Raw genomic sequence first — 20036 nt, 5'->3', positions numbered from 1 at the left:
AAGCACTAGCTAAACAAAAAAGCAGGGATTGGGCTAAGCCCAATCCCTGCTTTTAGCGTTAAGTGACTTATGGTGTGGGCGTATTCGCGAAGTTGACCCCAACAACTGGTAAGCGAATCGTGCCGCCAACGACAGTTGAGGTAACATTGAACGAATAGATATTATCAAACTCGCGGCTGCCAGCAGGCGTTTCTGCTTCGGTAACATTATTACCGCTATCAACAACCAGATAGACCTTCCATACGCCAGCCTGGTTGAACAGCGATTGCCAAACGACTAATGGACAATCAATGGTTGCTAGCGAACAGGTTCTGCGCCAAAGCGTATTATCAGAAAAGCCATCAAGCGTAAAGCTACCGTCCTGCGGCAAGTTTGCTCGATTGACCTCGGTAAATGCCACCCCATATGGATAAACACCATCAGCATTGCGGCTTGGTGGTGCATCAACTGAGCCAGGCGGCAAGATGTACATATCCACATAGAACGTGCCCTCGCTTTCAATATCAGCATCGAGCACATTTTCGGTATCGTTTGAGCCAGGCTTAATCCCATTTTTTACGGTCATGCTAAATGCGCTAATGCCTGCTGGGGTAACCGTAGACATTGAAGCGTTATCAACATATAAGCTTGGGTGACCATCAACTTTATATTTGATTCGCACATGGCGTAAAATCGGGGTAGCTTTCACCAAATTAGGGTCTTGGGTTGTCATCAAGGCCTGGTATTGGAACCATTGGCCTTGCACGACCGCTGAGCCAGTTGCCGTATTTGGCCCATTAGCTGAATATTTATCAGTGCCTGGTGAGCCATCGACAATTTGCCATGGAGCCGACTCTAAACCTGCGCGGGTGGTAGCAAGCCGATATTGCATTTGAATATCGGTATTAATCGCTGGTTCTGGCAGCACTGTTTCAAGCGTTGCATCCCAGAGCATTTGTTCAATAATTGCAGGTGCGCGTAATTGAACCGCTGGTGAGCGATAGATCCCAGGTGAAGGATAGCCACCAGTACTAAAATCAAAGTCGTCTGGAGTACCAACCCTACCAAAAATTACGTCATCCTGATAGGTCGTTCCAACCCGAATACCACCATACATATAGGCAAGTGGCCGATTGTCAATTCTAATTAATTCAAGCCCATGCGAAGCCCGCGCTTGTTCAGCTTCAAGCGCATTTTCCGAAACCCGGAAGTTGCTCTGGCCGAATACTGGAAGGCTAAAGGAGTTAACATTAATGTAGGAGGTATAGATCCGATTCGTTGGATTACCAATCGTACCTTGCCGACCGCCAATGACATAGATTTTTTGGTTAACCCCAATGACCCGTGGGCCTGAAAGTGGCTCGGGCAAAAGATAGCGCTGCGATTCCCAAGTCAGCATACCAGTGTTGCGATCAAGCCGCCCAAGGAAGGCTTGCGCCGAGCCTTCGCGGGTAATCGAACAACCATTGGCTTGGTCGCCGCTACCTAATTCGAAGGTGCCACCAACAACTATTAAGGCCCGATAGGTGCTCTCGACCGTTTGCGTGATATTTCCAGTTTGCGTAATACCTTGCGTTGTGACTGCATCAAAGGTGGTGGCATCAGTTGTGTGCAGGCCAACTTTGCTATCACAGCCATTGGTAGGAGTAAACATATCGGACGTAATGGGCAGGTCTGGCATCGATTGCCATGGCCCAAGCACCCCATTTGGCCCTACCAAGGTTCGACGCACCGTGCGCCGAGCAAAAACTGGCGCAAATAAAATTGAGGTATCGATGGTTCGACCACCAATAAGGTAAATATAGGTCTGACCATTATCGGTGGTGAAGGCAGTTGCGGTTGTATTAATCAATTTTTCACCAACAGTCAGGGCTTGGGTTTGCCATGCACCTAGGTTTCCGTTGGCATCAATCACGCTCGAGTAAATCGTATCAACATACTGGCTATCCAGATCCGATGCGTTTTGACCGCCAAAGGTATAGATAATGCCTTTGGTCGGGTCACTCGTGTGCGTGATAGCCACGGTGCTCATGCGGGCAAGAGCGAGCGGCAAGGGTTGGGAGCTTTGGGTCCAAGGGGTCGTTTCACCACCAAGGCTCAAAACTGATGTTTGACAAACATCTCGCACTGGAGCAAGTACGCCTGATGAAGAAGTGATGCCACCGATGGTATAGAGATGATTTTTAAAGCTGGCAGTTCCCATATCAGCTAGCCGACGGCAGATGGTATTATTTGCCTCATTCCACTGTGCCAATGCACCTTGCGGAATCAGCTGAACCCCGCCATAGGTAACCCCACCAATAACGGTATCCTGTTGGGTTAGACCAGTCAAGCCAAAATAGCCGCTCGCAAAATCGCCAGCATTCAGTGAAATGGTGGTACTTAGCGAGATTGCCGAAACTGAAGAAACCAAAGTAACTACGAGGGTAAGTATAATGAGCAATGAGGATAGTACTCGTTTACGCTGCCTATTGCGACCCATAGTAAACTCCTTAGTATTGAATACGCACAGCCATTGGCTGTGCGTATTCCATGACCTCTCGATAATTGTACTAGAACTTAGCCTATTATGGACAGACACCTTTGAAGGCTTCGTTCTCAGCGATAATCATAGTATATTTGCCCAAATCAATCGTGCCTTCAGCATCTTCAGGAATACTGAATGGGATTGCATTGCGATATACAATATCCTCTGCTGCTTGCAGGCGATTGTACAGTTGGGGCAAGTAGGTTGTGCCAGCTAAGCGTGGGTCGCGTGGAGCCTTATACAGGTTTGGATCAATTACTTCGCCTGCACCCAAGGGGAATTCACTCCAAGCCGTTACCCTGCGCTCAGCGATGAAACTATAGTTGCCTGGCTCGGGTATGGTAAAGATCAAAGTACCATCAGTTGCAGCCTGCATATTGCCCATCCCAGCAACAACTGCGCCTGTGCTATCGCGAACGGTAACCTTGGCCGAAGCTGCCGGAATCAGTGCATCACGCGGATAACACGGTATGGCTAAGCTTGCAATAATTGCCCGCAGTGCATTGTTAAACGAATTTGGATCTTTGGCGTAGAATGCCCCACCACTTGAAGCAATCCGATCGATCCGTAAGTCTGCAAGCCCAAATCGCTCTTGGTCACCCACCAAGATGGCAAGAATGGTAATTGGTCGCTTGGGTGCTGCGCGATTACGTGCGCGATCAGCAACTTGGATCAGCGAGGCAATCGGAGCACGAGCATACCCAGCACTTGAACCCTCACCATTCCATGGACAGTTAGCTTGCACATCAGGCAAGTCGGTAACTGGAAAATCAGGATGGCCTTTTGTGCCCGGATTACTAGCGCCTGGATCGCGCGGATCTTTACAATACTTAGGTGACGTGTTACTAGAAGTTCGGTGCTCTATTAGCTGGGTATTTTGGCTAAACTTTTTGTTGCCTTCGAACATCACGTTGGTCAAACCGTCGGTCAACATCATTATAACCAGTTTGATTGGGCGACCCAGTTCATCCTTGCGTGTATCAGCAGCGACATTATCAAAGTAGCGAATACCGCCATCCAACCCTGCTGCGCCAGCAGTACTACCACCCATGTTACCAGAGGTGATCCAGTCAATAAAGGTGGTCATCTTGGGTTTCATCAGGTCGGTACGAGCTTTAACACTAAGTGGATCAGTGCCAGTCGGTGAATTGACGAAGCCAAATGAAGGGCTATCAGCGTTAACATTGTCGCTGAAGCGGATAACCGAAATCCGGTTATCGCCACCTTGACCGGTTAATTCTTCGCCTGGGAATAATGTTGGATTGTTCATGTTTGTGCCTGCTGGGGCATTCCAAACATTAAGCATCTTATACGAGAACTTGCGTAAGAACTCTTTAACCAAATACCAGCGAGCGTTGGAGTTCGTGCCACAGGTTGTTTTCGTGTTCCAGCACCATTTCATCGAACCAGAAACGTCAACCACCAAGGCAATATCATAGCTCGTCGTATTAACAGTTGGCAGATACCAGATTAGTTTTTGATCAAGCGCTAGCTTGACTTCTGATGGTGTTGGTTGTGGTACATCGACACATGGACAGTTGGCATTCGCATCAACATAGCGCAGCGTAATAGTGTTTGTACCAAATCCTGTCAAGATCACCCGTACAAAGCCACCTGAACGGAAGCTTGTATATTTGGGGTTTGTGCTGCCTGTATAGTTGAGTTTGCTAAAGGTTGGCAGCAAAATTGGCTTGCCAGTCTTTAGCGCAGTCATCAATGAGTTTAAATCGCCTGGCAGGAGCGTACTATCCGAAATCTTAACCCAGTCCTCGTTGTTGACGAGCCCATTATTGCTAGCATTGCTATAACCAGCTGGAGGGTTAGTTTCGGTAAACCCTTTGATCAAATCACCGCTACCGCCCAAGGATTCCTTCAAGCGCTGATTGACATCGGTACCAGCCGTCCATTCAGCCCAAACAAAGTGGTTCTTTTCGTCAACAGCATTAAGAACTTTGTTTTTTGTCCATGTCAGGGTAACGCTTTGGCCTGGCAAGGTTCCCAGCATTCTGTCGGTCGAAACCGCAATTGGGAAGACATACGTTGAACATTGGCACCAAGTTGCTTTATTATCGGCTGAAACTTCGAGAGTCTCAACGCCTAAAGCTTGGGCAAAAATCGTGTTCCGCGCCGAACGAACTTCTACCCGAATGCCATTGAATTCAGGTGGGACACTACCGCTGAACGTGCCAACCGGATATTCAACCCGTGAACCACGTTGGGTATAGAAAGCCCGATAGTAATTTAAATCGGGGTCGAGGACTGGCCAATCACCGACGACTGGTTCGGCATTGGTAATCCCATTCGCAGCCAAGGCGGCTTTGATTGCAGCCACAACGGCGTTATCGTCGCCACCAACACCCAACGCTTCCAAACCACTGATGGTAGCAGCAGTCGAAGCTGCTTGTTGTTGGCGTTGGCGACTAAACGCCTCGCCTGTATCAATGGCTAGTGCAGCAAAACCAATCAAGACGAAGAACAAAATAGCAGAGAATACTAATGATTGTCCTGCGACTGGTTGGGCTACACGTCGCATGATGCGACTTAAGTTCATAGCCAATCCTCCGTAAAATAAAGCTCAATACCACTGTCGTGATAGGTAATTAACTAGGGTAAGGTATGTTGTTGGGTCGCGGTCAAACTGATTGTGTCTGAGCCCAACAACCAAGCAAAGGAAAAAAATGGACGGTAGGTGTAGGTTACCGAAACCCGAATATCGCAAAACTGGCGCATCATCGTTGCTGGGTTAGCACAATTGATCGGTACAGAATTTGGAACTGGGCTTCTGACGAAGGTAATTCTAATCCGGTCTGCTTGAACACTTTCTGGATCATCACCATTCTTATTATCAAGATCAAATAAATTGACAAAACGTAAGCCATTGCCGCCTGAAAGATCGTTGAGCGCGCCACTTTCATAGCGAAGGCGGTCGCGAATTTCTTGGGTATTGATCGTTCCATCGCTGCGCAGTGGGAACAATGACCCATACGAAACGGCCTCGTAGGCTGCACCCTTCAAACCCTGATGGGCAAAAAAGGCTAAACCAAAATCAATAATTGCTGAAAGAAAGAAGAATAAGACTGTTATGGTTAGCGCAAATTCAACTAAGGCTTGGCCTGCTTGTTTGCGCTTTGATTTAAGCTTGAGCATCGTCAGGTATCCTTATTGATTAGCGGCAAACCGAAAGCGGGTCAATACTCGAAAAATCGTAGCGGACAATCGTGCGGCGCGAGGTTGCATCAATCCGCCGTCCAGATAAGAATAAATCACCAACTGGGGTAAGAGGCCGATAGTCATACATCACCTGCACCTGCATAATATTGCCAGCTTTGCGATGAATCGTTGGATTACTTAAATCAGTAATAATCCGAGTATCATTGGCTTGAAGCTTATAGCCTATCCTAACATCTGAAGCTTGGATGCCAATTGTGGTGCGGATGGCAGCTGCCCGAATCAAGCGTACACATTCATCAGGCTCTGTATGATAATCAGCAAGTGCTCTTATTGGTGGCCCTGATGAAGCTTGTTCAGCTCCTCGGCGCGCAGCGTAGTTGGCTTGCGACCAGGAATAAACGTAAAAACCCATCTCAATTGATGCGAATAAGAACGTCATAATAAGGGGGAAAACCAAGGCAAACTCAACAAGGGCTTGCCCTCGCGACTTTCGTTTCATACATACCTCCCGTGTTGGTTATGCGCATACGTTCCACGTTTGGAGCTAAGGTCAGTATACACAGGTCAATACCGATTCGCCTATAGTGCGATAGTACCAATTTTTGTTTAAGAATTCGCTTGCGCTATTATTGATCAATCTGCCAGACTGTGCCACTCCATTGAATCCCAAGGCTGCGGGCATCATTCGGCGGGCTTGGGTATTCAGCAGCATAATCGTTGGGACTCCAGGTGCGGCTTAGGCTGAGTTGCAATAACCAATCGTGCTCTGGCAGCGCAGGCAGCTTCCAGGTTAGCGTGGTTGGCTCACTGCTGCTTAAGCTTTGGCAACCCAATGCTTGGCTAATCGGCTGCTTAATCAAATAGCTCGCACTTAAACAAAGCTCAACTGGTTGGTTTACGAGGCTTGGTGGTACTAACCCTAATCCTACACTAAAGCTGAGATTTGAGCTAGTCTTGATTGCGGGCATAATCCACCGTGCAGTCCCCTCTGTCCATGTAAAGCGCTGGCCAGTTTTGGGATTGGTTTCGACCGGGTTAATCCCGCTATGCTGCCAGCGATAATCATCAATTGCAATCGTTTGCTGGCCGCTAATCGGCTGAGCATCAGGTACCAGCCGATAGATGCGGTAGGTAAAGCGAATATCGCCAGCAGTAAAGGGCTTTTGCAATTGCAATTGTTGCCACTCTTTTAATGGCAAATCAAAAATCTCGACGGTTTCATAACGAAAGCCTGGCAAATTGAGCATGCCACCACGCGAGCCAAGCATCAGATAGACCGGGCGGCCTTGGGCTTGCCAATTGCGCACTTGTTGGGCCAATAAATCGCGGTAGGGCGTGGGATCGTCGCTGTAGGCCACCAAATAATCACGATCAAACAAGTAGTGCATTGGCGTGGCAATATTGGTCGAGGAATCGCGATCGCCGCCGCGCATGAGCACAATTGCATTTGGCTCGGTTTTGCTAGCCAGTTCAGTTAGGGCAGCCAAAGCGCCTTTATATTCAATATGGGCAATCGTGCGCCAACCAGTTGCAATAAAAAACAGCAGCATTGCCGCCGCCGCCAGCCCGCTGGTTAGGCGCAAAAGCTTGTTTGATCGGACAATGCCTTTGGCCAAAAGCCACGCCATCCCCAAACTAAGCATTGGCACGGCCCCGGGCAAAAAGCGCCGCGCAATATAGATATAGGCTTGTTCAGCAGTACCATACGAATCATTAACACTAAACGCGCCATACAAAATCCCAAGCAGCAAAATCATCCATGAGCGCCGATTCATGTCGCGCCAAATCCAGAGTGCCAAGCCAGCAATGCCCAAGCCAATGCCCAAAGGCGAGAAATACCAGCCCAAGCGCACCATATTGCCATAAGCAATCGCCGTTTGGCGAGGCTTAACATCAGGAATCGGCAAAATGCCACCAATATAGCTATTCCAAGTGCTGGCATGCTCAATTGGGTGCAAAAGGGCGGCGCTTGAAAGATGCTGTGGCCGGATAAAATAGGCATAGCTTGCAAACAACACAAGGCCAATTGCCACCACACCCAATAACCAGTGTTGCCAACGTTGGGCTTGGGCTTCAACCCAATTCAACAAGCGCGGAAAACGCCACAAAGCCCAAAGCGCCAGCAAACCAATTCCTACGATCGCTAACTCAAGCGCTAAACGGCTGTTGCTCTCTAAAATCCAAGCTTTAGCGTTGTTACCACGTCGATCTTGCAAAATTGGCGGATAAAACGGGTGCGCCAAGCGCGAGATAATCGCAAAATCTTGAAACTTGCCCCAGGTATTGTTCATAAAATAGAGCCAACCAATGGTGCTGATGTGGATTGCAGCGTGCACCAACATCGTGCCCAAGCCCAAGGCCATTGCTGTTTCGCCCCGCCCCCAACGTCGCCGAATCAGGGCCGCGCCCAAATATAAGACAACAGGAAAAACCCCGAAATAGAATTCGAGCCGCATCAAGGCCAATTGACCAAGCGCGATGCCACAGATGGCTGCATACCAAAGGCCACGGCGGCTACTGCGCTGGTTTGGCTCGATGTGGCTATAGGCTGCCCACATTGCCAAGCCGCTCCAAACCGTCCATTGTGCGCCTGCTTCGGCAGTTGAATAGCGGCTAAACCAAATTTGCAAGCTGTTGAGACTGATGAGGGCCAGCGCTAACACAGCCATCCAAGCACTGGCCTTGCCCCGCACCACCCGCCGCCCAACCATGGCCACGCTCCATGCGCCCAACCAGCCCAAATAGCCAGTTGCCAACAAACCGCCATACACGCCAAATAAGCTCGTCCAAATGGCGATCCAGGTTGGGTAAAGGTGAAAGTTATTGGGGTACGATTTGCCAGCAGCCGCCGATTCCTCGGTCATAAAAAAGCTCGGTTGATGAAAGCGCGTGCTCAGAAAACGCGCTGGATCTTGCTTACCAAGCAGGTTGGTATAGGCTTGTTTGGCTGGCTCAGAAATCGTGCGATCAGTGGAATTCATGGCTTGCACAATCTCAGCAACCAAGGCTTCATGTTGCACAATGCTGCCCGTGCGCTCGATCGCAAAGCCAGTAACTGTGTAAATGCCTGCATCACGCCCACCCAAGACGGTTTCAAAAGGTCGGGCGACAATTGCGGCAAAAATTGCCAATATGATGATAAAAACCCAACGCTCCCAGCGTGGGCGGGCTTTAATAAGTTCTAGTGGAGCAAGGCCAAATTTGTGGCTAAGCCACCAACCAAGCCCGCAAAATAGGGCAGTGCCAAGCACTAAATGCAGCAAACTATACCAACCAAGGCTTGCCAAAACCAAGCCCCACCAGCCAGTCCACAGCGCGCTGACCAGCATGCGCTCAAATTGGCGATCAAGCCAATCGCTCGTGCGATGGCCAAAGCGCGCCCAAACGAGGCCAGGCAGATAAAGCAAAACTGGGGCTAACAGCAAACCAAGAATCAACTGCATAGTGCTTCCTTCACAACCGATCGAGCCACATGGCATCGTAAACAGCAGCGATTATACTTGATTCTGCGCCTTGAATGCAGCAATAAGCCCAGCAACCCATTTGAATTACTGGGCTTATGTCAATTATGGTCGAACGGTTGGTGGCTGCGGTGGTGGTTTCGTCGCTTCTGGAACAACAGTTGGTGGAACTCTCGTAGGTTGCACTGGTGCATCTGTTGGACGTGGTGGAATGGTTGGCTGCTCAGCTGGCTTCGGGCAGCCATTGCGTGATGGATCACCAGGCTCATTCGGGCAGGCATCGCGATCATCGGGAATCGTATCGCCATCACGATCAAGTACTGCTGGCGGTTGGGTTGGCTCAATCGGAGCTGGGCAGCCATTATTTGGCCCAGCCACATCGGGACAGCCATCAACATCATCATTAAATCCATCGCCATCGCGATCGCTTGGCGCTGGCTGGTTGGTTGGCTGCACAATCGGCTCGTTGGTTGGCTGCACAACAACTGGTGGATTGGTTGGTTGAAATGCTGGCGGATTGGTTGGCGCAGGGCGAGCAGTAGCAGGTCGATTGGTTGGCTGCACTGCAGGACGGGCCGTTGCTGGCTGAGCGCTTGGCTGTACCGCAGCAGTGGTTGGCTGATCAGGCTGAGCGGTCGTGGTTGCCACATCTTCGGCAATGCTCGTTGGCGCGCTTGTAGCCACACCCAAGGTGATGGTTGGCTTATCAACAGCATTTATTCCGGTTGTGGTTGATAGACTTTGGCTTGGTTGAGCAGCCACAAGCGTGTTGGTAGCCTGACTAAGCGTGACGATTGGCGTTTGCTCATCACGGCTCAGCCACCAACCACCGCCAGCCGCCACCAATAGTAAGCCCAACAAGCCTGGCAGAAAGCGTTTGAAGCTGGGTTTTGGCTGCGCTTGCACGCTTGGTTCAGGTGTTGCTTGGGCCGGATAGTTGCTTTTTGGCGTGCTAATTGGCGATTGAGGCTGGCTACTTTCGCGAATTGACGCTTGTTTGGGCGGCCCAGTGATTGCCCGTGAGCGAATTGTAGTTGGCAAAATTTGGGTTTGGGCAGGGTTAATTGGCGTATAGGGTTGGGCTAAGATCTGGCGAAATTCCTCTGCAGAAGCAAAGCGCTCATCAGCATCAATTTCCAGCGAACGCATAATTGCCTGATTGACATGCTCAGGAATTGCAGGATTAAGCAATTTTGGCGCAATAATTGGGTCGGGCTTACGTTTGGCAAGTGCCAAAGTTCGCGCTAAAGCATCGGCAGTTTTGCCATCGCCATCGGTTGGTGTGCGCCCAGTTAATAAATGATAGAGCGTTGCGCCCAGCGAATATAAATCGCTGCGTGGGTCGGTTCCTTCTTGATTAATCTGCTCAGGCGGCGCGTAGGTCAAGGTATAGCCATGAACGCTATGCATGGCGCTGCGCATATTGGTGAAAATTTCGGCCTTTGCCAAGCCAAAATCCAACAATTTCAATTCGCCACGAGTCGTAATTTTAATATTGGCTGGCTTAATATCACGGTGCACAATCGGCTGGCGATAGTATGTATGCAGATAGGTCAAAACACTCAACAGTTGATCGGCCCAACCAAGCACTTGCTCGACTGGCAGCGGGCCGCCTTGGCGTTCAAGCAAGGTGCTCAAATCGTCGCCATCGATCAAATCCATCACCAAAAATTGGCCATCGTTGGTGCTAAAGTGCAAAAAGACCTTGGGCAAGCTAGGGTGATGCAAATTGGCCAATAAACTGGCTTCGTGGCCAAACGCCTTGATTGCATGGTCGCCCTCAAGGTGCAGATATTTAATTGCCACCAATTTGCGCAACTTAATATCATAGGCGGCATAGACCGCGCCACCGCCGCCATGGCCAATCCGCTCACGAATTTCATAGGTTTCATTTAGGATCATGCCATTTGGAAACATAGCGTGCCTCAACTGTTTCATTGATTTAGGCGCGTAGCATGAGGGATGCTTGAAGCTGTGAAAGGCTACGCGCTCGATTATAGCCTATTTTGCTTTTACTATGGGCCAGGTGTAGGAGGAACATTTGGCTTCGGGGTTGGTGGGATCTCCTTGGTTGGTGCCACTGTTGGTTGCGGTACATCTGTTGGCTCTGGTCGTGGCGTATTAGTTGGCGGTGGATTGGTTGGTTGATCTTTAGGTTTCGGGCAGCCACGGCGTGATGGATCGCCTGGCTCATTCGGGCAGTCGTCACGATCATCGGGAATTGTATCGCCATCACGGTCGGCAACTTCGACTGGCGCAGGGCAACCATTATTCGGGCCAGCCACATCTGGGCAAGGGTCATTGACATCGACCACGCCATCGCCATCACGATCTGGTGGTGGCGGCGCAGGGCAGCCATTGTTCGGGCCATTGGTGTCTGGGCAAGGGTCGTTGGCATCGACCACGCCATCGCCATCGCGATCGGATGGTGGCGGTGGTGGATTGGTTGGCTGTGGCGCAGGCCGTTGAGTTGGTTGCAAAACAGGCCGAGCGGTTGCTGGACGGGCAGTTGGCTGCACAACAACTGCAATTGTCGGCTCCAAGGTTGCAGTTGCACTTGGCTCCAAGGTTGCAGTTGCGTTAGGCGCTAAGGTGGCAGTTGCTTGGCCTAAGGTTGTGGTTGGTTGCGCAGCACTGCCACTGCTGCTAGAAGGCATTGTTGCCGCTGAATTTGGCGCTGCATTATATACATTGAGTTGATTATTTTGGTTGGGCGAGGGTGTTGGGTTGATGCTAGGATTGGCCTTAACCCACCACCAGCCACCGCCACCCATGCCCAGCAAAAGCAAGGCCAGCAATGGAACGAAGCGCTTGATCGATTTGGGCTTTGGGTTGGGCAGAGGCGCAATTGGTGGTTCGAAATGATCGCTTGCTGGGCGCGAAATTTGCGGGGTTGAAATTGGCTGAACTGGTTGGCTGCGTTGGCTGGTTGAGTTTGCAGTTTGCTTACGTTGGCTGGTTGATGCTTGGCTTGATTTGCTAGCCGCAGGCTGTGATTTAGGCCGCGCACTCAGCAAACCAGCAAAACTTGAGCCAAATTTAGCAACCGGCGAAGGATTTAATGCCTGGCGAAATTCTGCTGCTGAGCCAAAACGATCAGCCTTATTGATCGTAATCGCCTGCATAATAGCCGCATCAACATAGTCAGGAATGGTCGGATTCAGCTGTTTTGGGCGCAGAATTGGGTCGGGCTTGGACTGGATGACCATTGCATAGCGATTGGTCGCATCAATTTGCTTTTTGTTAGCATCGATTGGCACGCTACCAGTCAGCAAATGATAGAGCGTTACGCCAAAGGCATACAAGTCGCTACGCTGATCGGTGCGCTCATCATCTTTGGGCACCAGTTGCTCTAAGGGCGCGTAGGTCGAGGTATAGCCACGAACACTCATATACACATTATTGATTTGGGTTGATAAATCACTTTTTGCCAAGCCAAAATCAATCAATTTCAATTGGCCAGTTGTGCTCAATTTAATATTTGCTGGCTTGATGTCGCGGTGAATAACTGGCTCTTTCGGGGTAGTATGCAGATACTCAAGCAATTTGAGCAGATCATCGGCCCAAGCTAAAACTGTGGCTAAGGCCAAAGGGCCAGCGTGATCGCGCAGATATTGATCAAGGTCAGTGCCTTCGATATATTCCATGACCAAAAAATGGCCTGGGCCTTCCTCGAACTGATTATAGACCTGCGGCAAATTCTGGTGTTCAAGGCTGGCTAATAAACGCGCTTCTTTTTTAAAATGCTTGATCGCATCATTGCTTGGCAGAATTAAATGCTTGACCGCAACTCGGCGACCTAAATTTTGGTCAAGGGCTTCGTAAACATTTCCGCCTCCACCACCACCAATTTTTTTAATAATTTCGTATTGGTGGTTGAGCAAAACACCTGATTGAAGAACACTCATCGTTGCCCTCTCACGAAGAAAAATAGCCTGATGGCGCTAGTGTACCATATTTAGTTCGATACATTTAACGGTATCTGCTTGTTGGGCAGTGCTTTTTAATAATTAGCCTATGGTTGACAGCTTGGCTGCTTTTGAGTATACTCACAGAGCTTGATGAGCGGGAATGGCGCAATTGGCAGCGCATCTGTTTCCCAAACAGAAGGTTGCGGGTTCGAACCCCGTTTCCCGCTCCATCCACAAACATCCCATTCCAATGGGGTGTTTTTTTGTTTAGAATATAGAACATAGAACATAGAGCAAACCAAAAGTCAGAAATCAAAAATTGAAAATAAGAACAAAAAGCATAGAACATAAGGCTATAGGCTATAGGAATAATCAATCTGAGCAAATCTGTGTCAATCTGTGGCTAAAAAATACTCATTCGTGGAATTCGTGCAATTCGTGGCTAAAAAACAATCTTCGGATGCTTCTTCGTAGATCAAAAGCCAAAAACCTTCAGCCTATAGCCCTTACTGCCCTTCGTGCTCTTCGTGTCCTTCGTAGATCAACGGCCCAGCACACTTTGCAAAATAGCAATATGCAGTATAATGCCCCAAGCGTGGCAGATGGCCAAGCATTGGATAAGGAGCAATCACAGCTACCCAATTTAAGCGCAACGGTCTGAATCAAGGTGCGCTGCGATTCAGAAAACGAGGTAGAGGTTCCTCGCCGCAGGGCGAGTGCTAACCTACAAACTCCAAGTTGGTGCGTGAGGCTGGCGGCTCGAATAGCCTTCCCGCTGCTGCCCACGGAAACAGGCTTGGCTCGGTTGGTAGGGAAAAGCGAATAATCAGCGGATGCCTCTTGGGTACACCACAGCCCAAAAGGGTGTTGCAAAACTTGCTGGCAACAGCAAGCACAATCAACACCTTGTGGCCAGTTACATAGCAGCATGCCCCACCCCCGTTCATTGACGACACGGGTTGGTGCGGTGTGGTGCTATGTTGTGTTTTAGCTTACTTTTAATTGTTGGAGTATAGATTTTATGTGTGGAATTGTTGGATACGTTGGCCCGCGCGAAGCAACCGATGTGATTGTGCGCGGCTTGGAGTTGTTGGAATATCGCGGCTACGATTCTGCAGGCATCGCCATTTTAGAGGATGCTGAGTTTCAAATGCGGCGCTCGGTTGGCAAGCTGGTCAATTTGCGCCGCCGTTTGAATACAGAGCCAACCGCTGGCCATCAAGGGATTGGCCACACCCGCTGGGCAACTCACGGGGCAGTAACCGAAGCCAATGCCCACCCGCATCGCGATAATAGTGGCCGCGTGGTGGTGATTCAAAATGGGATTGTTGAGAATTATCTTGAACTCAAAAACCGTTTGATTGAGCAGGGCATTCGCTTTCATTCGCAAACCGATACCGAAGTCATTGCCCAGATGCTTGGCTTGTATACTGCCGAATATGGCGATTTTCAACGCGCCTTTGGCCAAGTAATGAGTGAATTACGCGGCGGCAATGCGGTGGTGGCAATGGATCAACATCAGCCCGATTTGATTTTGGCGGCACGCATTGGGAATGCTGGGGCAGTGGTGATTGGTCATGGCGATGATGAAAATTTTGTCGCCTCGGATTTGCCAGCGATTGTCGATTACACCCAACAAATGGTGTTTTTAGAAGATGGCGAGATGGCGTTGGTACGCTCCAGTGGCGTGGAATACATCAAGCTTGATGGCACGCCAATCAGCAAAACTACCACTACCGTTGCCTGGGACCCAGTTTCAGCAGCCAAAGGTGGCTACAAGCACTTTATGCATAAGGAAATTTTCGAGCAACCACGCACGACCGCTGATACCCTGCGCGGTCGCGTTGACATTGATACTGGGCGGATTGATTTGGACGGCCTGAGCTTGAGCGATGCAGAAATGCAAAAGCTTGATTGTATCTATGCAGTTGCCTGTGGTACTGCTTGGCATGCCTGTTTGATCAACAAATATTTTATCGAAACCTTGGCTCGGGTACGGGTTGAAGTCGATTATGGCTCAGAATTTCGCTATCGTAATCCAGTGATGAACGAACGCACCTTATTATTGGCCTTAACCCAATCGGGCGAAACCGTCGATACCTTGGCGGCAATGGCCGAAGCGCGTGAACAAGGCGTAAAAAGCGTAGCCATTTTGAATGCAATTGGCTCACAGGCTGGGCGTTTAGCCGATGGTGGCGCAATCTATATTCACTCAGGGCCAGAAATTTCGGTGGCCTCGACCAAAGTCTTTACCGGAATGTTGATGGCCGGCTATCTCTTTGCCTTACGTTTGGCCCAAGCCCGTGGCACGCTCACCAGCGCCGAAATTCGCGAGCACATCCAAGCGCTGATCGAAATTCCGGCCAAGATCGACACCATGCTCAAAGACACAACCCAGTATGATCAACTGGCCGATTTGTATCATCACTCAACCGATATGCTCTACCTTGGGCGTTGGGTCAATGCTCCGATTGCGCTCGAAGGTGCGCTAAAGATGAAGGAAATTAGCTATATTCATGCTGAAGGCTACCCAGCTGGCGAGATGAAGCATGGCCCAATTGCCTTGATCGATGAGCGCATGCCAGTGATTTGTATCGCAACCAAAGATCATGTTTATGAAAAGATGCTCTCGAATGTTGAGCAAGTGCTGGCGCGTGGTGGCAAGGTGATTGCGCTGGTTAATCCAGGCGATGAGCTTGTGCGATCCAAGGCCCATCATGTGATCGAAGTGCCAGAAACCACGCCATTACTGGCAGCGGTATTGAACGTGATTCCAATGCAACTCTTCTCGTATGCCATGGCCGTCCGTCGCGGCGCAGACGTGGATCAACCACGCAACCTCGCCAAATCGGTAACGGTTGAGTAGGGTTTAGCAAATACGATTGTTGTAGCATAAAACAGAAAACGCCTCCACATTCGAATAGATGTGGGGGCGTTTTAGTATCCAAATACAGAAATTTGCCTACTGAGTTAATCAAGTGCTCTTTTGAACATTATCCAGATTGTTTGCAATGGATAGTGCTGGCTGCTTAGGAGCAACTGGGTTTAGGCTATGGTTCGCCATATTCTTGTGGCGCACCATATATAGTTTAACAACCCGTAGTCTAGTAGCGATGGCCAATAATGATATGCTGATTATGTTGACTTGCTGCTACAGCTCCCCAGATCATGCAGACAGGCCAAGCAATGACTAGACCGGCTCCAAACGTTAGTGCAGATACGATGAATGTTATAACGATCATCGTCAAGGCTCCGCCAACGGTCGAGTAAAACATGCCTAATGGCCCGAACAAAAACGTCAAGACTAAGGATAAGCCTACGCTTTTTTGTGAGCCTACAATTATCGGCGCTACGGGCATTACAGGAACCATTGGTGCTTGCTGATTCGTATTATAGATATTGACATTAACTGGCTGCTGAGGATATGCCCCATATACCGCTTGCTGTGGGAGATAAGCTGGATGTTGTTGCGGTAACGGCGGTTGGGGATATGGTGCATATGAATGCTGTTGTTGGGGGGGATAGGTTGGGTATTGGTGCGCCATGGGCTGTGGTGTGTATTGAACGGGCGAAGTCATCGTTTGTTGTGCCATCGGAGCAGGATAAGCAGCTATTGGTGGTGGTAATACCCGTGTTTCAACAGCCATCTGCTGAGCAAATGGAGCACCACAGTCAGGACAGAAACGAGCACCAGTAACCACCGATCCGCCGCATTCATAACATTTCATACACAGCCCTTCCCTGATAGGGTTAAATAAATGCCATCTCGTAGGTAATAGTATAGCATCACATGCATAACAATCCAATGTAACGACAATATGCTGAGTACCTAACCAAATTGATTACGAACCTTCAGCGGTGCATTGAATCTTGATCCTTATATTTGGTGATTTAAGCTCGTTGGAAAGGGAAAATGAGGATTTGGTGGAGACGTTGGGACTTGCACCCAAAGGACATCATGGCGCGTTGGCTTTAACTGATGGACTGCCTATGCCGCCCCCATTACCCAATGATTTTAGCACCTATGCTGGTGGATTGGCTCAGCCCTTGAGCGGTTTAGGCTTCCAACCAAGGGCTGAGTTGGGCCGCAGAAATTACGCCATGGCGTAGAATGCTAGGTCGCTCGTCACTCAAATCAACAATCGTTGAAGGCTGGTCGCCGGTCGCAATGCCACCATCGAGCACCAACGACACTCGTCCAGCTAGTTGATTGGCAACTGCTTGGGCGGTGCTTGGCGTTGGCTGGCCATGCAAATTGGCGCTGGTTCCGGCAATTGGCGTGCCAAATTGGCAAATCAACTTGCGCAATTGAGCATGGTTCGGCACGCGCACTGCAATGGTGGCTTTGCCAGCAGTCAATATGTTGGGTAGATTGGCGATCGCTGGCAGCACAAGCGTCAAGCCACCTGGCCACCACGCTTCAGCCAAACGCCACGCCAAATCGGGAATAGTGTGCGCTACTTTGGTCAGATCGCCAATATCAGCCAGCAAGACTGGCAAGGCTACCGTCGCCGGACGCGCTTTGGCCGCAAAAACTTGGCCAAGCGCCGTAGCATCCAAGGCCGAGCCACCAATGCCATAAACGGTATCGGTGGGAAAGCACAGAATTTGGCCTTGCTGCAAGCGCTCTAAAGCCAAAGCCAGCCCATGATCATCAAAGGCTACAAGCTCGGTCATCATAAGGTTGTCGCGGTCAAAATCACAAATACAACTGCGCCAACAATCCCCAATTCCCAGCCAATGCGCCGATTGAGCGTGCCAGCTTGGGCATGATGCAACAGATTCATCATCACATAAAAGAGCGCGGTCAGCAGCGTGCCAACAATCAAAAATGGCGCTGGCCAGAAGCTAAGCATCGCCGCAGCCTCAGCGATAACTACCCCAACCACAGTTAGGGCCAATGATAAAGGCCGCTGATGATCGTTGACGTTGCGCGCTAAAAGCCGATAGGCTAAGGGCACGCTGGCGCTAAATGCCAAAATACCAGTGAAAATCATGCGATAGTGGGCATTGGCAATCGCGCTGAACATGCCAAATGCCACCAGATAGGCCACCGCTTGCAGGCCAATCCGCGCTTTGTCGCGCACTTCAGTATCGCGATCAAGCACATAGTGTTGCGCAACCAATGTACCAAGCAGCAAGCCGCCACAAACGATCAACACCAAAATAAAGGCTGTGCCTTGCAGAGTTTCTTGAAACAGCCGAAAGAAGGCAAACGAGCCAACCACAACCGCCGATGGCAAGACCCAAAACAAGGGCACAATTTCGATTTTGCTGAGCGGGCCTGGCAAACGCAAGAGTTCGCGATGCTCCAACGCAGGATGGGCTTTGGCCAATAAATCGGCCCCAGTGCTAATGATGATCACCAGCAAGGCGATAATAAACCACGCCACCGAAATCACTGGTAGGTCGTTGCTGATGCGCGCAACCAAGGGATAATCGGGGTTGGATTCGAGCAGGAAGACCACCATCAAGCCCAAAACCACCAAACTGATGAGTGGCAAGATGCGGTCAAAACGCGGTGTTAGTTTCATATGCTATCAAGATAGCCTAGCTCGGCTAGCCTATCGCTAGGATTATGCTTGGCATAATCTACTTGAATAATTCGGCAATGCGAGCCTGAATGGCGGGCAAATCAGGCTGAATAATGTAAGCACCATCGCTGGTGCTGGTTTCATAGCCATAGTTTAAGTCAATCGATTCGCGCTGAATCGTGCTTGGCTGGAAATTCTGGAGCGCCAACACCAAACGTAAAATCGTTGGCAAATCGATGCTCGTATATTCTAAGGTATTGTACAACGAGCTAACCAATTCGATGCTAGCCACACTATCATTGGTTTGAATTAGGTGTTGCAACCGGGCAAAAATTGCCAGCAATACCTGTTGTTGGCGTTTGCCACGCTCAAAATCGTTATCAGCATGGCGGGTGCGGCTATAGATTAAGGCAGTTGCCCCATCCATATGCTGCACGCCTGGCAAAAAGTGCGCTTCCATATAGCCATAATCAAAGGTTGGGTAGCGCGAATCGTAAATTTCCTTGGCAACATCAACCTCAATCCCACCAATCAAATCGACCATCGTGATCATTTCTTCAAAGGTGGTAACTATGACCGCATCGATGGGCTGGCCAATCGTGGTGCTCAAGGTTTGGCGGGCCAATTCAGCCCCAGCTTGGGCATCGTTGTTATCGCCCTCGCCATACATATAGGCAGCATTGAGTTTGACCGAGAAGCCATATTCTGGCGGCAAGGCTACCCACAAATCGCGCGGCAAGGAAACCAAGGCCGCTGTTTGGCTATTTGGGTTGAGATGCAAAATTAATAGGGCATCCGCCCGAGCTGGCTCCGTCTCACCAGGCCGGCGATCTAAACCCAAAATCGCAATCGTCATTTGCTCTAAAGGCTGCGGGGTGGCGGTTGGGCGTGGAGTGTTGGTTGGTTTAGCAGTTGCACTTGGCTGAATGGTTGCGCTTGCTTGGGGCAGCACTGTTGCTTCCAGCGTGGCGCTTGGCTGAATCACGGGCAGGCTATTTGGCTCGCCCAGCCCGCCAGCAACCACTGGTTGCGGGGTTGTGCTTGGCTCTGCTTGCACCCCAACCACTTGCTCAGGCGTGCTCCACCACCACCAACCGCCGCCCAAACCCAGCAGCAAAAGCATAGCAACCACCGCCAATGGCCAGCGCCGCTTGCTTGATTTGACATGTGCTTGGTTAGGTGTTGGCGTAGCAACAACCGGTTCGGCCAGCAGGCTCGTTAATAATTGCCGCTGCTCTTCGACTTTGAATACTTCGAGCAGCGCAAAGCAATCGGCACAATTGGCAATGTGGAAACCGAGTTGAGCGCGTTCTGGCGGACGTACCGCCGGACGAATTCCTGCCGCAAGTTGGAGGCGCACGTCTTGACATTCCATGCAAGGTCCTTGAGGATGCTTGTTCGTCGCTTGATTATAGGTTGCTCGCCCAGAAGATGCAAAAAACGTAGCCTACGC

Annotated in this window: 12 protein-coding genes and 1 tRNA gene; 2 read left to right on the top strand and 11 right to left on the bottom strand. The window is 50.1% G+C overall.

The features are described 5' to 3' along the window. Nucleotides 1-67: 67 nt before the first annotated feature. The 7 genes from C5S61_RS04240 to C5S61_RS04210 all read right to left on the bottom strand — a co-directional run bounded on the left by C5S61_RS04240 (nucleotide 68) and on the right by C5S61_RS04210 (nucleotide 13046). Nucleotides 68-2461: a Kelch repeat-containing protein gene (locus C5S61_RS04240; protein ID WP_110513849.1), complete on the bottom strand. Its 2394-nt coding sequence runs from the start codon at nucleotides 2459-2461 to the stop codon at nucleotides 68-70. A gap of 85 nt (nucleotides 2462-2546) precedes the next feature. Beyond that, the gene (locus tag C5S61_RS04235; protein ID WP_110513848.1) at nucleotides 2547-5057 is read right to left on the bottom strand and encodes a VWA domain-containing protein; all 2511 of its coding nucleotides are present in this window, start codon (nucleotides 5055-5057) and stop codon (nucleotides 2547-2549) included. Between the two features lie 53 nt (nucleotides 5058-5110). After that, nucleotides 5111-5653 carry a TadE/TadG family type IV pilus assembly protein gene (locus C5S61_RS04230; protein WP_110513847.1) on the bottom strand — a complete coding sequence of 181 codons (543 nt, stop codon included), beginning with the start codon at nucleotides 5651-5653 and terminating at the stop codon, nucleotides 5111-5113. Nucleotides 5654-5672: 19 nt separating this feature from the next. Continuing rightward, entirely contained in the window at nucleotides 5673-6176 is a 504-nt protein-coding gene (locus tag C5S61_RS04225; RefSeq protein ID WP_110513846.1) for a TadE family protein, read from the bottom strand. Between the two features lie 127 nt (nucleotides 6177-6303). After that, nucleotides 6304-9120 (bottom strand): hypothetical protein, encoded by a 2817-nt coding sequence (locus tag C5S61_RS04220; protein WP_110513845.1) that lies wholly within the window; start codon nucleotides 9118-9120, stop codon nucleotides 6304-6306. A 123-nt stretch (nucleotides 9121-9243) separates the two neighbouring features. Then, nucleotides 9244-11055, bottom strand: coding sequence for a protein kinase domain-containing protein (locus C5S61_RS27380; protein ID WP_164689220.1), 1812 nt, complete (start codon nucleotides 11053-11055; stop codon nucleotides 9244-9246). A 98-nt stretch (nucleotides 11056-11153) separates the two neighbouring features. Then, nucleotides 11154-13046, bottom strand: a complete 1893-nt coding sequence (locus tag C5S61_RS04210) for a serine/threonine protein kinase (RefSeq protein ID WP_110513843.1) — start codon at nucleotides 13044-13046, stop codon at nucleotides 11154-11156. Between the two features lie 157 nt (nucleotides 13047-13203). Between C5S61_RS04210 and C5S61_RS04205 the strand changes: the two genes are divergently transcribed. Both C5S61_RS04205 and glmS read left to right on the top strand, forming a co-directional pair. Beyond that, nucleotides 13204-13279 (top strand) — tRNA-Gly (locus C5S61_RS04205). Nucleotides 13280-14070: 791 nt separating this feature from the next. Continuing rightward, nucleotides 14071-15915: a glutamine--fructose-6-phosphate transaminase (isomerizing) gene (glmS, locus tag C5S61_RS04200; RefSeq protein WP_110513842.1), complete on the top strand. Its 1845-nt coding sequence runs from the start codon at nucleotides 14071-14073 to the stop codon at nucleotides 15913-15915. Between the two features lie 238 nt (nucleotides 15916-16153). Here glmS and C5S61_RS27050 read toward each other — a convergent pair whose 3' ends face one another. From C5S61_RS27050 to C5S61_RS04175, 4 genes are all read right to left on the bottom strand, one after another. After that, nucleotides 16154-16777: a zinc ribbon domain-containing protein gene (locus C5S61_RS27050; protein WP_205701359.1), complete on the bottom strand. Its 624-nt coding sequence runs from the start codon at nucleotides 16775-16777 to the stop codon at nucleotides 16154-16156. Nucleotides 16778-17105: 328 nt separating this feature from the next. Beyond that, complete coding sequence (locus C5S61_RS04185; protein WP_110513839.1) at nucleotides 17106-17729, bottom strand: L-threonylcarbamoyladenylate synthase; 624 nt, start codon at nucleotides 17727-17729, stop codon at nucleotides 17106-17108. Continuing rightward, the gene (locus C5S61_RS04180; RefSeq protein ID WP_110513838.1) at nucleotides 17726-18583 is read right to left on the bottom strand and encodes a DUF5656 family protein; all 858 of its coding nucleotides are present in this window, start codon (nucleotides 18581-18583) and stop codon (nucleotides 17726-17728) included. The genes C5S61_RS04185 and C5S61_RS04180 overlap by 4 nt, the downstream gene beginning before the upstream one ends. A gap of 58 nt (nucleotides 18584-18641) precedes the next feature. Next, nucleotides 18642-19958, bottom strand: a complete 1317-nt coding sequence (locus tag C5S61_RS04175) for an LCP family protein (RefSeq protein ID WP_110513837.1) — start codon at nucleotides 19956-19958, stop codon at nucleotides 18642-18644. Between the last annotated feature and the right edge of the window lie 78 nt (nucleotides 19959-20036).

Origin of the sequence: Herpetosiphon llansteffanensis (assembly GCF_003205875.1) — a bacterium.
Lineage (GTDB): Bacteria > Chloroflexota > Chloroflexia > Chloroflexales > Herpetosiphonaceae > Herpetosiphon > Herpetosiphon llansteffanensis.
Note: the sequence above shows the minus strand (reverse complement) of the source record. Positions and strands in the feature narration are given on the sequence as shown.

Coding starts and splice junctions, on each gene's coding strand:
- C5S61_RS04240 (WP_110513849.1), bottom strand. CDS start 2,461: ATGGGTCGCAATAGGCAGCGTAAACGAGTACTATCCTCATTGCTCATT.
- C5S61_RS04235 (WP_110513848.1), bottom strand. CDS start 5,057: ATGAACTTAAGTCGCATCATGCGACGTGTAGCCCAACCAGTCGCAGGA.
- C5S61_RS04230 (WP_110513847.1), bottom strand. CDS start 5,653: ATGCTCAAGCTTAAATCAAAGCGCAAACAAGCAGGCCAAGCCTTAGTT.
- C5S61_RS04225 (WP_110513846.1), bottom strand. CDS start 6,176: ATGAAACGAAAGTCGCGAGGGCAAGCCCTTGTTGAGTTTGCCTTGGTT.
- C5S61_RS04220 (WP_110513845.1), bottom strand. CDS start 9,120: ATGCAGTTGATTCTTGGTTTGCTGTTAGCCCCAGTTTTGCTTTATCTG.
- C5S61_RS27380 (WP_164689220.1), bottom strand. CDS start 11,055: ATGTTTCCAAATGGCATGATCCTAAATGAAACCTATGAAATTCGTGAG.
- C5S61_RS04210 (WP_110513843.1), bottom strand. CDS start 13,046: ATGAGTGTTCTTCAATCAGGTGTTTTGCTCAACCACCAATACGAAATT.
- glmS (WP_110513842.1), top strand. CDS start 14,071: ATGTGTGGAATTGTTGGATACGTTGGCCCGCGCGAAGCAACCGATGTG.
- C5S61_RS27050 (WP_205701359.1), bottom strand. CDS start 16,777: ATGAAATGTTATGAATGCGGCGGATCGGTGGTTACTGGTGCTCGTTTC.
- C5S61_RS04185 (WP_110513839.1), bottom strand. CDS start 17,729: ATGATGACCGAGCTTGTAGCCTTTGATGATCATGGGCTGGCTTTGGCT.
- C5S61_RS04180 (WP_110513838.1), bottom strand. CDS start 18,583: ATGAAACTAACACCGCGTTTTGACCGCATCTTGCCACTCATCAGTTTG.
- C5S61_RS04175 (WP_110513837.1), bottom strand. CDS start 19,958: ATGGAATGTCAAGACGTGCGCCTCCAACTTGCGGCAGGAATTCGTCCG.